General features: G+C 37.4%; 14 protein-coding genes and 2 tRNA genes. All 16 read left to right on the top strand.

Annotation, left to right across the window (positions count from 1 at the left end):
- Window positions 1-88: 88 nt before the first annotated feature.
- The 16 genes from KQI83_RS01115 to KQI83_RS01045 all read left to right on the top strand — a co-directional run bounded on the left by KQI83_RS01115 (window position 89) and on the right by KQI83_RS01045 (window position 14,048).
- Window positions 89-1,576 (top strand): methyltransferase, encoded by a 1,488-nt coding sequence (locus KQI83_RS01115; protein ID WP_216554014.1) that lies wholly within the window; start codon window positions 89-91, stop codon window positions 1,574-1,576.
- A gap of 1 nt (window position 1,577) precedes the next feature.
- Window positions 1,578-1,751 carry a hypothetical protein gene (locus KQI83_RS16635; protein ID WP_253295447.1) on the top strand — a complete coding sequence of 58 codons (174 nt, stop codon included), beginning with the start codon at window positions 1,578-1,580 and terminating at the stop codon, window positions 1,749-1,751.
- 53 nt (window positions 1,752-1,804) lie between these two features.
- Window positions 1,805-2,737, top strand: a complete 933-nt coding sequence (locus KQI83_RS01110; protein ID WP_253295446.1) for a diguanylate cyclase domain-containing protein — start codon at window positions 1,805-1,807, stop codon at window positions 2,735-2,737.
- Between the two features lie 89 nt (window positions 2,738-2,826).
- Window positions 2,827-2,911 (top strand) — tRNA-Leu (locus KQI83_RS01105).
- A 108-nt stretch (window positions 2,912-3,019) separates the two neighbouring features.
- Entirely contained in the window at window positions 3,020-3,229 is a 210-nt protein-coding gene (gene dmpI / locus KQI83_RS01100; protein ID WP_216554013.1) for a 4-oxalocrotonate tautomerase DmpI, read from the top strand.
- 48 nt (window positions 3,230-3,277) lie between these two features.
- Window positions 3,278-3,775 (top strand): N-acetyltransferase, encoded by a 498-nt coding sequence (locus KQI83_RS01095; protein WP_216554012.1) that lies wholly within the window; start codon window positions 3,278-3,280, stop codon window positions 3,773-3,775.
- A gap of 269 nt (window positions 3,776-4,044) precedes the next feature.
- Entirely contained in the window at window positions 4,045-4,803 is a 759-nt protein-coding gene (locus KQI83_RS01090) for an exodeoxyribonuclease III (protein ID WP_216554011.1), read from the top strand.
- Between the two features lie 90 nt (window positions 4,804-4,893).
- Complete coding sequence (locus KQI83_RS01085) at window positions 4,894-5,928, top strand: nucleoid-associated protein (protein WP_216554010.1); 1,035 nt, start codon at window positions 4,894-4,896, stop codon at window positions 5,926-5,928.
- 87 nt (window positions 5,929-6,015) lie between these two features.
- Window positions 6,016-6,099 (top strand) — tRNA-Leu (locus KQI83_RS01080).
- Between the two features lie 141 nt (window positions 6,100-6,240).
- Entirely contained in the window at window positions 6,241-6,798 is a 558-nt protein-coding gene (locus KQI83_RS01075) for a GNAT family N-acetyltransferase (protein WP_216554009.1), read from the top strand.
- A gap of 88 nt (window positions 6,799-6,886) precedes the next feature.
- Window positions 6,887-7,897 (top strand): deoxyguanosinetriphosphate triphosphohydrolase, encoded by a 1,011-nt coding sequence (locus KQI83_RS01070; protein ID WP_216554008.1) that lies wholly within the window; start codon window positions 6,887-6,889, stop codon window positions 7,895-7,897.
- Window positions 7,898-7,930: 33 nt separating this feature from the next.
- Window positions 7,931-9,730: a DNA primase gene (gene dnaG / locus KQI83_RS01065; RefSeq protein ID WP_216554007.1), complete on the top strand. Its 1,800-nt coding sequence runs from the start codon at window positions 7,931-7,933 to the stop codon at window positions 9,728-9,730.
- Window positions 9,731-9,755: 25 nt separating this feature from the next.
- A complete protein-coding gene (gene rpoD, locus KQI83_RS01060; protein WP_216554006.1) occupies window positions 9,756-10,859 on the top strand; it encodes an RNA polymerase sigma factor RpoD in 1,104 nt (367 codons plus the stop codon).
- A gap of 1 nt (window position 10,860) precedes the next feature.
- Window positions 10,861-11,571, top strand: a complete 711-nt coding sequence (locus KQI83_RS01055) for a tRNA (adenine(22)-N(1))-methyltransferase (protein ID WP_216554005.1) — start codon at window positions 10,861-10,863, stop codon at window positions 11,569-11,571.
- Window positions 11,572-11,573: 2 nt separating this feature from the next.
- Complete coding sequence (locus KQI83_RS01050; RefSeq protein WP_216554004.1) at window positions 11,574-12,356, top strand: Nif3-like dinuclear metal center hexameric protein; 783 nt, start codon at window positions 11,574-11,576, stop codon at window positions 12,354-12,356.
- Between the two features lie 15 nt (window positions 12,357-12,371).
- Entirely contained in the window at window positions 12,372-14,048 is a 1,677-nt protein-coding gene (locus KQI83_RS01045) for a nucleoside kinase (protein WP_216554003.1), read from the top strand.
- Window positions 14,049-14,191: the final 143 nt, after the last annotated feature.

Raw genomic sequence — 14,191 nt, 5'->3', positions numbered from 1 at the left:
TTAGCAGAAAATTGACATATCTGTATCTTGTCAAATAAGAAAGTATAAAGTAAAATAAAAGTCAGATTATGAAAAAAAGGAGAAAAATATGATAGTGCAACAGTATGAAAATCTGAAAACAACAGATAGTCCCAGAAAGGAATTAATCGCAATAAAACAGGAATTGAAGGATGAGGTAGTTGTTTTAGAATGGCAGAAAATGTTGCAGGGAAACTATGATATTTTTTTGAAATTTTTAGAGCATGAAGATGCAAAAGTACGGAAAAATGCAGCATTAATTCTTGGAAAATTACAGGCGCAGGAGGCAGCGTTGCCCTTGTATGAGGCATATCAGAAGGAAACACAACGTTTTGTAAAAAGCGATTATCTTACGGCATTGGCTCAGTTAGATTATAAGGAGTTTATTCCGGAATTAGAGAAAAGATTGGCAGATTTAGAAGCGTACCAGCCGGCGGAAAATGAAGAAAAACATGTAAGAGAAGAAATGACTGCCTTACGAAAGATGGTTTCTGTTAAGAAAAGCCGAAAACATCTTGTATTTCAAGGATACCAGGAAGAATATGAAGTAATTTTGACTACAGGAAAAGTACATCAAGAAGTAACAAGTCGCCAGATTAGAAACGGAAAAATCCTCTGTATGAAAAGTGGAGTGCGAGTAAAAACCAATGATATTCGAGAATTATTGGAGATACCAACTTATCGGGAAATGTTATTTCTTTTAAGTATACGCACATTGCAGCCAAAACCGGAACAGGCGGCAGAGGCGTTAGCACAGTCAAACTTATTAGAGTTGTTAAGACGAGCACATAAGACAGAAGAAAAGTGTCGATTTCGATTAGGAATCCATAGCAGAATGTCCTTAGAAAAACGAGGCGAATTTGCCAAAAAGCTGGCATTTGCATTAGAAAAAGCAACTTCTTATCAATTAGAAAATTCTACTTCAGACTATGAAATAGAAATAAGATTAATGGAAAAAAGTGACGGTACCTTTCTTCCGTTGATAAAGTTTTTTACATTGCCGGATAAGCGTTTTCAATATCGCAAAAATACCATTGCATCCTCTATCCGTCCGGAGCAGGCAGCTTTGATTGCAGCATTAGCCAAGCCATATATGGAACAGGATGCACAGATTATCGATCCGTTTTGTGGTGTGGGAACCATGTTGCTAGAACGAAATCGAGTTTGCCCGGCAAGGGTAATGTATGGTGTTGATATCTTCGGTAAGGCGATTTTAGGAGCACGAGAAAATACGGAGATTGCCGGACAAACAGCATATTATATTAATCGAAACTTTTTTGAATTTACGCATGAATATTTGTTTGATGAAATTATTACAAATATGCCGGAACGTGGGCAGAAAAGTAAAGAAGAACAAGATGCATTTTACGGGAAGTTTTTTGAAAAAGCCACTGAGATTTTAAGAGAAAAAGGAAGAATTATAATGTATTCCAACGAAAAGAATTTTGTAAAAAAACAGTTGCGAATTCAGAAAAACTTCACAATGTTACAGGAGTATAACATGGATGAAAAAGACAGATATTATCTGTTTATTGTAGAAAAAAGGAACAATGAATAGGATGGAAACAGAAGAAATCGTAGTAAATCAGAATTCAAATAATATAAATACATATGCATCACTGGAAGAAATATTGGATAATGTAGGGTGCGGCATTTGTGTAATTGCCATGGAAGGCGAAGAAATCCTTTTTACCAATGAAAAGATGCGAAACTTTTTTCATCTGGCATGTTAAAAGAAAAAATATGTGATGTATCAAAGAAAAAAGAAAATACCTGTGAAATATATATGAAAGAAGAACAGCAATGGTTCGAAATTCACAACAAGGAACTTAAGTGGGTTGACGGTAGAAATGTGGTGCTTTATACCGTTTATGATATAACGGAGAATAAAAAGTACCAACAAAAAATTGAAAGACAGGTAAATAATGACTTCTTAACAGGCTTATATAATCGTATGCGTTGCGAAGAAGATATGGCAAAGTATATTGAACAGACCAAGCATGAGGGTGGAGAAGGAGCTTTGCTCTATATGGATCTGGATGATTTTAAGCATATTAATGATGGTTTGGGACATCAGTATGGAGATGTGCTGCTAAAGGCAATATCACATAGCCTGCAACGAATTGTAGGAATAGAAAGTAGCTGTTACCGTATGGGTGGGGATGAGTTTATCATAGTGGTAACCCATACAAAGTATTGGATGCTTGGAAGTATATTAGAGCAGATATTAGAAATCTTTTCCAAACCATGGTTTTTAAAGGGAGCAGATTATTATTGTACTGCCAGTATGGGGATTGTACGTTTCCCGGCAGATGGAGATAATGTACATGAGCTGATTAAAAAGGCAGATATAGCATTATTTGAGGCAAAAAGGTCAGGAAAAAATCGATATGCATTTTACGGCGAAGATTTGGACAGTAGTTCCTTTAAACGATTGGACTTGGAAAAAAATATGCGAAATGCAACCATGAATGCTTGCCAAGAATTTGAAGTATATTATCAGCCGATTGTAGATGATTTAGGAAAGGAACCATTTGCGGATGCCTTTATAAAAATTGTTTGTGAGCTTGCTACGATTATAGGAATGCATGTGTGTGTAGAAGGAGTAGAGAGTGAAAAGCAGTTTGAAATTTTAAAAAGCATACAGATTCAAATGATACAAGGCTTTTATTTTGGAAAACCAATGAAAAAAGAAGAATTTGCAAAAAAATATTTATAAAAATTGCAAATTATCATTGACAATTGAAGGAACATTTGATATTATTTTTAAGTCGTCATGACAGCGACATCATTTTTATTATGATGTTTGCGGAAGTGTCGGAACTGGCAGACGAGCAAGACTAAGGATCTTGTGATTATTGCAATCGTGTGGGTTCAAGTCCCATCTTCCGCATTTGATTTTTGAGAAAAAGCCTTGAATTTTCAAGGCTTTTTTCTTCTTTTTCATATCTTAATGTGATATAATCAGTTCTACAAATCGGAATTTGAAAGGAGAAGTAAAATGCCATACATAACAATTGAAAGTGGAGTATTAACAGATGCACAAAAGGAACAGTTAATCAAAAGATTAACAGAAGTATCCTCTGAAATTATGAATGTACCACAAGAATTTTTTGCAACCACAATAAAAGAATTACCTGATAAAAATTTTGGTATTGGTGGTAAAACGATTGATAAAGTTAAAGCTGAATATATGCAGACACACAAATAACCCCCAATTTTTAGAACTAGAGAAATTCTAGTTTATGGAGGAAACTATATGCTGAATGTGAGAAATGCTGATATTACAGATTTTGAGCAGATTATGGGAATCTACAAATATGCGCAGGATTACATGATTCGGTCTGGAAATCCAAAACAATGGGGACATTCCTATCCAGATACAGATTTGATTAAATCTGATATTACGCAAAACACTTGCAGAGTAATATACGACAAAAATGGTATACATGGAGTATTTGCTTTGTTTGAAGGAAAGGAGCCCACTTATGAACATATTGAAAATGGTTATTGGCTGAATGATAAACCATATATTACTATTCACAGGCTTGCTGGTGATGGACAGGTGCACGGATTGTTTCAGTGTACCGTAAATTATTGTAAAAACATTTCCAAAAACCTCAGAGTGGATACACATGCTGATAATTTAACAATGCAAAAGCTAATTGAAAAGAACGGATTTACAAAATGTGGGATTATCTATGTCAGAGACGGATCTCCAAGAATCGCCTACCATTGGACAGCTGACAACTCCTAGTTTACTGACGGATTAAAAATAATGCAGAGATGGTTTTATTATTGGAACGAAAAAACAATTTTGGATTTATCAATTTATCATTAAGGATTATCATTCGATAAGCCACTTATTCAGTAAATTATCCAATATTTTTAGTGATATAGTTCCTATATGGATTGCGCAAGAAAGAAAAATTTTACTGGTGCTTTTCTGTTAATTCGGATATACTATAGAAGATATGCGATGCGTATATAGTTATAAAAGTTTTAGATAGGAAGGGAGCCAAACGTATGAAATTTATTTCCTGGAATGTAAATGGGTTACGCGCCTGTGTACAAAAAGGGTTTTTAGAATATTTTAAAGAGACAGAAGCAGACTTTTTCTGTATTCAGGAGTCAAAGCTTCAGGCAGGACAGATTGAGTTAGAATTGCCGGAGGGCTATGAAGCATATTGGAACTATGCAGAGAAAAAAGGATATTCCGGTACAGCCATTTTTACTAAACATAAGCCATTACAGGTGACTTATGGAATTGGAATCGAGGAACATGATAAGGAAGGCAGAGTTATTACTTTAGAGTATGATAATTTCTATCTGATAACCTGCTATACACCAAATTCACAAACAGAATTGGCAAGGTTATCCTACCGTATGGAATGGGAAGATGCATTTTTAGCATATGTAGATGGTTTAAAAGAAAAGAAACCGGTTATTTTCTGCGGGGATTTGAATGTGGCTCATAAAGAGATTGATTTGAAAAATCCGAAAACCAATCGCAAAAACGCAGGATTTACGGATGAAGAAAGAGAAAAGTTTTCTGTGATTTTAAGTCACGGATATATTGATACTTTCCGTTATTTTTATCCGGAACAGGAGCAGATTTACTCCTGGTGGTCCTATCGTTTTAAAGCACGAGAAAAGAATGCAGGATGGAGAATTGACTATTTTATCGTATCAGAGGATTTAAAGGACAAGCTTGTAGATGCAAAGATTCATACAGAAGTTATGGGCTCTGATCATTGTCCGGTGGAATTGGATATTAATCTGTAAGCTAAAACATTTCCTAGGATATAAAAAGTGTGCCGTTAAATATATGCCTGAGCGGTATCACTTACAAACAGGCGAAAAGGAGAATACATTATGGAAAAGGGAGATATTCGGTTTCGGAAAGTAATTGTGCATATTATGGACTCTACTGTTGGAATACCGGTACTTTCCGATACGTTATTAGACTTTGGTTCTGATTTTGGAGATTTCCTGCGGGAACATATCTATAAAGTAATGAGTACGGATGATAAAAAGAGCTGTGAATTTCAAAAAGAGGAGTCGGTGGTGTATCAACAGCTACTTCCGTTAACAGAGGCAGAGGTGACAGACGAGACTTTTGTAGAGGCAAGTCAACAAATTGCCAGTCATTTATATGGAATTATGAATAAAAATATTGATATTCCATCTGCGGATTTTGTAGTGGCATTGTTTGAAACAGATACCATGAAGTATCTTGCTATGTTGAAGATGGACTATAAGACATCCTATACCCATCAGACACAGTCGGATGCGTTTGGAAATACTAACGAGATTATCAAGTTTCGTGCGATTTTGCCGACTGAAAGCCAAAAGCTGTCAGAAGCAGCTATTGTAAATCTTTATGATTTTTCCATTTCATTGATAGAGAAAAAATATGACGTAAATGGAGTGAAAACAAATTACTTTTCGAAACTTTTTTTGAATTGTAGTGGAGCACTGTCACCGAAAACACAGCTTGCCATTGTTACCAGAGCCATTGAAAATGTGCAGAAAAAATACTACAACGATTCGGAGCAGTTCGAGGTTCAGATGGAAACAAAGCAGGTAATACATAATCAGTTAGAAGAGACCGGAATTGTGGATGTTCCATTTGTTCTGGATAAGGTATTTAAAGAAAAAGAGGAATTCAAGCAGGAAGTAAACGAAAAGTTAGAAAAGTATCATATTGTAGCAGATACACAGATTGAACCACAGGCGGAAAGTACAACAAGAAAGTTTGCAAAACAGTATTTGGCTACGGATACCGGAGTAGAAATCAAGATTCCAATGGAACAGTATCAGGATGGAGAACATATTGAGTTCATTACCAATCCGGATGGAAGTATTTCTATTTTGATTAAGAATGTAGGTCACATTACATCCAAATAGTCATAATTTTTCAAAAAACTTAAAAAATTCTCTGTTTGGTATTGACTTTTAAACGGAAAACAGATAGAATACAACTTGCGAGTTCAAGCAGGAGTGGCGGAATTGGCAGACGCGCAGGCTTCAGGTGCCTGTGGTAGCAATATCGTGTGGGTTCAAGTCCCATCTCCTGCATTCATATGAAAGAGATAGGTTGTTGCATTTGCAGCGACCTTTTTTCTATACCATAGGAAATACCACACTACATTAAAACGTGAAAGTACACGATTTTCCTATGATATTCATTTTGAATCATAAGAATAAGGAGGATATAGGATGAATGCAAAAGTAGATATTAGTAATGTTACATTGGAAACAGAACGACTTATATTGCGTCCTTGGAAAGATAGCGATGCAGCAGAACTTTATGCTTATGCATCTGTAGATGGTGTCGGTCAGATGGCAGGGTGGGAGCCACATAAGTCATTAGAAGAATCAAAAAATATCCTTCAGATGTTTCAGAATGGAAAAAATGAATTTGCTCTGGAGTTAAAGAAAAATCATAAAGTAATTGGTTCTCTTGGCTTAGAAAAATATAATCCACAGTTGGACGAAAAGTTTTATGAAGAAAACAAAGGAAGAGAAATCGGTTATGTTATCAGCAAAGAATACTGGGGACAAGGCTTGGCAGCGGAGGCAACAAAGCGAGTGATTCGGTATTGCTTTGAAGAACAGGAGTATGATTTTTTAGCTTGTGAGCACTTTGTATCCAATTTGCAGTCGCAACGAGTGATAGAAAAATGCGGATTTCGTTTTTTAAAAGAGATTCAGGGAAGAATTCATCATTCCAAGATGTATACATTAAGCAAAAACGAATGGGAGAAATTTTTGTAAAAAATAAAGGAAATATTGAAGAAACACAGAATATAAAAGATAGAGACAAAAATATTCATTTGACAAAGCAGCGAAGAGGTGATGAATAGTGACGATAAGAGAAACTATGGAGTTACTGGAACGGACTAATTTAAGTCCCTATGCAACCTTGAGTGAAAATTCAAGAGGAAGAGATCGGGAAGAAGCGCAGTGTGACATTCGTCCGGTGTTTCAGCGAGATCGTGACCGTATTTTACACTGTAAGTCATTTCGCCGACTGATGCACAAAACACAAGTATTTTTGGCTCCCAAAGGAGATCATTATCGTACCAGATTGACACATACCCTGGAGGTTTCACAAAATGCCAGAACTATTGCAAAGGCACTAAGGCTGAATGAGGACTTAGTTGAGGCAATTGCATTAGGACATGACTTAGGGCATACACCTTTTGGACATGCAGGGGAACATGTATTAAATGAGATTTGTGAAGATGGGTTTAAGCATAATGAACAAAGTGTCCGAGTAGTGGAAAAATTAGAAAAGGATGGTGCAGGATTAAATCTCACATGGGAAGTTCGGGATGGGATTTTGAATCACCAGACCAGCTTAATGCCGGCAACTCTTGAGGGAAAGATTGTTCGGTTATCCGATAAGATAGCCTATATCAATCATGATATAGATGATGCTATACGCGCACAAGTGTTGCGTGAAGAAGATATTCCAATGGAGTATCGGGAAGTTTTAGGCAATACCACAAGAAATCGTTTAAATACTTTTATACATAATATTATTACCAATAGTCAGGGGAAAAATGACATCTGTATGTCTCAGGAAGTAGCCCATGCAATGCAAGGATTACGAGGATTTATGTTTAAAAGTGTATATACCAATCCGGTAGCAAAGGGAGAGGAAAAAAGAGCTATGGAGTTGGTAGAGCGACTGTTCTATTACTATATGGAACATATAGAAAAATTGCCGGAACACTATTACAAAATGCTAGGTGAGGGAGAGAAAAAGGAACGGGTGGTATGCGATTATATTGCCGGTATGACAGACCAGTATGCTATTGCCAAGTTTGAAGAAATTTTTGTACCGAAGGCATGGCAGGTAAATAAATAGAGATAGAAGTAAAATACAGAAAGGAGACAAGGAATGCCTTTTTATTCCGATGAATTGGTAGAAGAAGTGCGTTCTGCCAATGATATAGTAGATGTAATTTCAGGGTATGTCCGACTTCAGAAAAAGGGCAGTACCTATTTTGGATTATGTCCCTTTCATAATGAGAAAACCCCGTCATTTTCCGTATCACCGGGAAAACAGATGTATTACTGTTTTGGATGTGGGGCAGGCGGAAATGTTTATACATTTCTAATGCAGTATGAGAATTTTACGTTTCCGGAGGCCATGGAGGCATTAGCAGACCGAGCAGGAATAGAACTTCCTAAGCAGGAAATGTCTCAAAAGGCAAGACAGGAAGCGGACAAGCGTGCACGAATTTTGGAAATCAATAAGATTGCAGCAAAATATTTTTATGCCCAACTTCGTATGGAGCAAGGGCAGATAGGAATGGAATATTTTAAGAAGCGAGAACTGACACCGGAGACGATGACAAAGTTTGGGCTAGGATATTCCAATAAGTTTAGTAATGATTTATATCAATATCTGCATAAGCAGGGATATGAGGATGATATCTTAAAAGATTCCGGTCTGGTGACCATTGATGAACGGCGAGGAGGGCATGACAAGTTCTGGAACCGTGTCATGTTTCCGATTATGGATGCCAACAATCGTGTCATTGGATTCGGTGGAAGAGTTATGGGCGAGGGAGAACCCAAGTATTTGAACTCTCCGGAAACAATGATTTTTGATAAAAGCCGTAACCTTTATGGGTTAAATATAGCAAGAACTACAAGAAAGCCGTATATGTTGCTGTGTGAAGGGTATATGGATGTAATTGCGCTTCATCAGGCAGGGTTTGATAATGCAGTTGCATCACTTGGAACTGCATTTACACCGGGACATGCTAATTTACTTAAACGGTATACCAAGGAAGTTTATTGTACCTTTGATAGTGATGGAGCGGGAATTAAGGCAGCTCTAAGGGCAATCCCAATTTTAAAAGAAGCAGGACTTACCGCAAAAATCATCAACATGAAGCCTTATAAAGACCCGGATGAGTTTATGAAAGCATTGGGGGCAGAGGAATATCAAAAGCGTATTGATCAGGCTCAGAATAGTTTTATGTTTGAAATTCAGATTATGGAGCAAAATTATAATCTGAAAGACCCGGAAAGTAAGACTGCGTTTTACAATGCCATTGCAGATAAAGTGTTGGAGTTCGAGGAAGAGCTGGAACGGGAAAATTATATGCAGGCAGTAGCGGAAAAGTATCAGATGGGATTTGAAAACTTCCGTAAGTTGGTAGCGCATCGGGGAACCAGAGGAGGAATTACCAAGGAGCCCAAAACGCTGAAGTCGGGTATTAATGAAAAAAATAAAAAAGAAGACGGCATGAAGCAGTCACAGAAATTGATGTTGACCTGGCTGATAGAGGAACCAAGGCTATTTGAGATTATTAAGCCATATATCGGACCGGAAGATTTTACCGAAGAACTGTATCGGGAGGCTGCAAAGCTGGTATTTATGCAGTATGAAGAGGGAAGTTTAAATCCTGCCAAAATCATCAGTATGTTTACAGAAGAGGAACAACAAAAAGAGATTGCAGGACTTTTTAATGCAAGACTAAAGGAAGTAACCACTCAGTCAGATAAAGAAAAAGCATTGAAAGAAACGATTATTCGTGTGAAAAAGAACAGTATGGACTATCGCTCGAAGCATCTTGCACCTACCGATATGGCGGGATTGCAGAAGCTGGTTGCAGATAAAAAAAATATGGAAAAACTTCAAAAACTTGAAATTTGCATATTTCCACCAAATAAGGACAAAATATAAACAACGAATGGAAGGATGAAACGAAATGGAAGATAAGACAGCGAAATTTAGCGAAAAACTACAGGAGTTATTGGCTCTGGCAAAAAAGAAAAAGAATGTATTAGAATATCAGGAAATCAGTGACTTCTTCAAAGATTTGGAACTAAACGCAGAACAGTTTGAGAAAATTTTGGACTTTTTAGAGTCCAACAATATTGACGTTTTGCGAATTTCCGATGATGAAGACGAAGAAGATATTCTCTTAAATGATGAGGATGAAGTAGAGGTAGAAAATATTGACCTTTCCGTGCCGGATGGAGTTTCCATTGAAGATCCTGTTCGTATGTATTTAAAGGAAATTGGTAAAGTACCACTGTTGAGTGCAGAAGAAGAAATTGAACTGGCAAAACGTATGGAATTAGGAGATCAGGAAGCAAAGAAGCGTTTGGCAGAAGCTAACTTACGTTTGGTAGTTTCTATTGCAAAGCGTTATGTGGGACGTGGTATGTTATTCCTGGATTTGATTCAGGAAGGAAATCTTGGTCTGATTAAAGCAGTAGAAAAGTTTGATTATCGTAAGGGATATAAGTTTTCTACTTATGCAACCTGGTGGATTCGTCAGGCAATTACCAGAGCAATTGCAGACCAGGCAAGAACAATTCGTATTCCGGTTCATATGGTTGAGACAATCAATAAGTTGATTCGTGTTTCCAGACAGTTATTACAGGAATTAGGAAGAGAGCCATCCCCGGAAGAAATTGCAGCAGAAATGAATATGCCGGTAGAACGTGTGCGTGAGATTTTAAAGATTTCTCAGGAGCCAGTGTCCTTAGAAACTCCTATTGGAGAGGAAGAGGATAGCCATTTGGGAGACTTTATTCAGGATGATAACGTTCCGGTACCGGCAGATGCAGCAGCATTTACTTTATTAAAAGAGCAGTTAGTAGAAGTGCTTGGAACCTTGACAGAAAGAGAACAGAAAGTATTACGTCTGCGTTTTGGATTAGATGATGGTCGTGCAAGAACCCTAGAAGAAGTAGGAAAAGAATTTAACGTTACCCGTGAGCGTATTCGTCAGATTGAGGCAAAGGCATTAAGAAAACTTCGTCATCCAAGCAGAAGCCGTAAGTTAAAGGATTACCTGGATTAATATGGTACAGTTATCAAAACGTTTATCAGCAGTAGCACAGTTGGTAACCATTACAGGAATCCTTGCTGATGTTGGAACAGATCACGGCTACATACCGGTATATCTTACCGGAAAGGAACAAATAAAAAAAGCAATTGCCATGGATGTGAATCAGGGACCATTGGAAAGGGCACAGGAGCACATTCGTCAATATGGATTGGAAAATCGCATAGAGACAAGACTATCTGATGGATTGCAAGCATTAAAGCCAAAGGAAGTGGAAGGAATCGTAATCGCAGGTATGGGTGGCAATTTAATGAAGCGGATACTGATGCAAGGGGAACAAGTGGCACATACAGCCAAGGAATTGATTTTACAGCCCCAGTCAGAAGTTATGGAGTTTCGGAAATTCCTTTGGGAAAGCGGATATACCATTGTGGCGGAAGATATGGTGTTGGAAGACGGAAAGTATTATCCTATGATGCGTGTTGTGTATGAAAATGCGCAAAAAGAAATACCGGATGTATTAGCACTTAAGTATGGCGAAAAATTATTGGAACAAAAACATCCTGTATTAAAGCAATATTTGCTTTGGCAGAAAATGCAAAAAGAGAAGATTTTAGGAAATTTGCAAAAAAATGCCAAGAAGGATGTAAGCAGCAGAAAAGAAGAAATAGAAGAAGAACTTAGTTATATTGCACATGCGCTGGAAAAGATAGATGGAGCAAAGTAGAAATGAAGTGTCAGGAAATTATAACTGTTTTGCAATCACAGGCACCGGAACATTATGCCTGTGATTGGGATAATGTGGGACTTTTGGTGGGAGATTCTGAAAAAGAAGTGCATAAGATATATATAGCATTAGATGCAACAGATGAGACAATAAAAGAGGCAAAGGCAGTTGAGGCAGATATGCTTCTAACCCACCATCCTATGATTTTTAAAGGATTAAAAAGGGTAAATACCCAAGATTTTATCGGAAAACGTGTAATGAGATTAATTCAGGCGGATATTGCATATTATGCTATGCATACAAATTTTGATGTAAAAGGTATGGCAGACTTAGCAGCGAAACGCATGGAAATGAAAGAATGTCAGGTATTGGAAGTCACCTGTGAGGATGCAGAAGGACCGCAGGGAATCGGTAAGATAGGAAAACTGTCACAGGTAGTAACTGTACAGGAATGTGCGCGACTGGTGAAAAAAGCATTTCATGTAGAACAGGTAAAGGTATTTGGCGATTTAGAACAGCAAATATCTAAAGTGGCAATTTGTCCGGGGTCAGGAAAAAGTGTTATCGGCGAATCGCTTAAAAATGGTGTGGAAGTTTTGATTACCGGTGATATTGACCATCATGAAGGAATTGATGCAGCAGCACAGGGAATGGCAATTATCGATGCAGGACATTATGGCATAGAAAAGATTTTTATTCCATATATGAAAGAGTTTCTAGAGAAGAATACCAAAGGTTTGGAAATTATAGAACAGCCTGAAAAACATCCATTTGTATATGTATAAGAAAGAAGGCAGAATATGGGAGAAGTAAGGTGTAAAGTCACCATAAAAGGTGTAGAAAAGGAATATGAAAAGGGAACAGCTTTTTCTATAATTGCGGCAGAATATCAGCCGGAATACAAGGATGATATTGTATTGGTGCTTTTGAACAATCATCTATATGAATTAAATAGAACATTAGAGCGGGATGGCGAGCTGTCATTTGTTACTACAGCAGAAAAATCCGGCCGAAAAGCATATCGTCGTAGCGTTACTTTACTGATGCAGCGAGGTGTTTATGAATTAGCGAAAAAGAGTAAAGAACAAGTATCCGTAAGAGTAGAGCATTCCATTAGTCAGGGATATTATTGTGAGTTGTTTGGAAAAGATGGTAAGATAATTCCGGATATGTCATACCTTTTACAATTAAAAATGGAAATGATGCGTTTGGTGGATGAAAAGCGTCCCATTGAAAAACGCAGTATGACTACAGATGAGGCAGTGGCATTATTCCGGGAACTGGGAATGTATGATAAAGAGCGTCTGTTTCGTTATCGCAGAAGCTCTATGGTGAACGTTTACAGTATCGGAAACTATATGGATTATTATTACGGCTATATGGTGCCGGATACAGGCTATCTGAAATATTTTGATTTAGAATTATATGATGAAGGGTTTGTGGTATTATTCCCTGATAAAAACACAAAAATAATTGCAGAATTTAAACCGTCTCATAAATTGTTCCAGGTATTAAAAGAGTCAAGTGAGTGGGGCGATAAGCTGGATATTGGAACTATCGGCGCACTGAATGATGCAGTGGCAGAAGGAAGAATACAAGATGTAATTTTGGTTTCTGAGGCATTAATGGAGCGAAAAATCGGAAAGTTAGCAGAAGAGATTGCAGCTCAGCCCGACAAGAAGTTTGTAATGATAGCAGGTCCGTCTTCCTCCGGAAAAACGACTTTTTCCCATCGGTTGTCCATTCAATTAATGGCGCAGGGATTACATCCGCATCCAATTTCTTTGGATGACTATTATGTAAACCGAGAAGATACTCCAAGGGATGAGGATGGAAAATTTAATTTTGAATGTTTAGAAGCGTTAGATATTGAGACATTTAACCGAGATATGTCGGCACTTTTAGCAGGAGAACAGGTGGAAATTCCAACCTATAATTTCCGTACAGGATTGCGGGAATACAAGGGAGATTATAAGAGACTGGGAAAAAATGATATTTTAGTAATTGAAGGGATTCATGGATTGAATGATAAACTTTCCTATACATTACCAAAATCCAGTAAATTGAAGATATACATTAGTGCATTGACCCAGTTGAATATTGATGAACATAATAATTTGCCAACTACAGATGGAAGAATTATTCGTAGAATTGTAAGAGATGCCCGAACAAGAAACATTACGGCAAAACAAACAATCGCAATGTGGGATTCCGTAAGACGTGGTGAAGAACAGTATATTTTCCCATTTCAGGAAGAAGCGGATATTATGTTTAACTCTGCATTGATCTATGAACTGGCAGTATTAAAGCAATATGCAGAACCATTGTTATTTGAGATAGAAAAGGATTGCCCGGAATATATTGAGGCAAAGAGACTGTTAAAGTTCTTAGACTATTTCCTTCCGGTACCCAGTGAGGAAATCGGAAGAAACTCTATCTTAAGAGAATTTATCGGTGGAAGTTGTTTTAACGTATAGTTATAGTTCAGCCATAGTCTGCACTAGGGCTGAATCATGCTTGCATGAATGAGGACGTGGTGCTGACTATGAGCGGAGCGCCTGTTTATGAGCAAAGTTAGCTGTGAAGCAGCGTGAAAACACCGAAGGTGTCTTTGCGAATG

Source organism: Roseburia sp. MSJ-14 (assembly GCF_018918225.1).
GTDB lineage: Bacteria > Bacillota > Clostridia > Lachnospirales > Lachnospiraceae > Petralouisia.
This window is presented reverse-complemented; position numbering and strand designations above follow the sequence as displayed.

What these genes read in the sequence shown, in the direction of transcription:
- KQI83_RS01050 (WP_216554004.1), top strand. Translation starts at nt 11,574, where the DNA reads ATGAAGTGTCAGGAAATTATAACTGTTTTGCAATCACAGGCACCGGAA.
- rpoD (WP_216554006.1), top strand. Translation starts at nt 9,756, where the DNA reads ATGGAAGATAAGACAGCGAAATTTAGCGAAAAACTACAGGAGTTATTG.
- dmpI (WP_216554013.1), top strand. Translation starts at nt 3,020, where the DNA reads ATGCCATACATAACAATTGAAAGTGGAGTATTAACAGATGCACAAAAG.
- KQI83_RS01075 (WP_216554009.1), top strand. Translation starts at nt 6,241, where the DNA reads ATGAATGCAAAAGTAGATATTAGTAATGTTACATTGGAAACAGAACGA.
- KQI83_RS01045 (WP_216554003.1), top strand. Translation starts at nt 12,372, where the DNA reads ATGGGAGAAGTAAGGTGTAAAGTCACCATAAAAGGTGTAGAAAAGGAA.
- dnaG (WP_216554007.1), top strand. Translation starts at nt 7,931, where the DNA reads ATGCCTTTTTATTCCGATGAATTGGTAGAAGAAGTGCGTTCTGCCAAT.
- KQI83_RS01085 (WP_216554010.1), top strand. Translation starts at nt 4,894, where the DNA reads ATGGAAAAGGGAGATATTCGGTTTCGGAAAGTAATTGTGCATATTATG.
- KQI83_RS01115 (WP_216554014.1), top strand. Translation starts at nt 89, where the DNA reads ATGATAGTGCAACAGTATGAAAATCTGAAAACAACAGATAGTCCCAGA.
- KQI83_RS01110 (WP_253295446.1), top strand. Translation starts at nt 1,805, where the DNA reads ATGAAAGAAGAACAGCAATGGTTCGAAATTCACAACAAGGAACTTAAG.
- KQI83_RS01095 (WP_216554012.1), top strand. Translation starts at nt 3,278, where the DNA reads ATGCTGAATGTGAGAAATGCTGATATTACAGATTTTGAGCAGATTATG.
- KQI83_RS01055 (WP_216554005.1), top strand. Translation starts at nt 10,861, where the DNA reads ATGGTACAGTTATCAAAACGTTTATCAGCAGTAGCACAGTTGGTAACC.
- KQI83_RS01090 (WP_216554011.1), top strand. Translation starts at nt 4,045, where the DNA reads ATGAAATTTATTTCCTGGAATGTAAATGGGTTACGCGCCTGTGTACAA.
- KQI83_RS16635 (WP_253295447.1), top strand. Translation starts at nt 1,578, where the DNA reads ATGGAAACAGAAGAAATCGTAGTAAATCAGAATTCAAATAATATAAAT.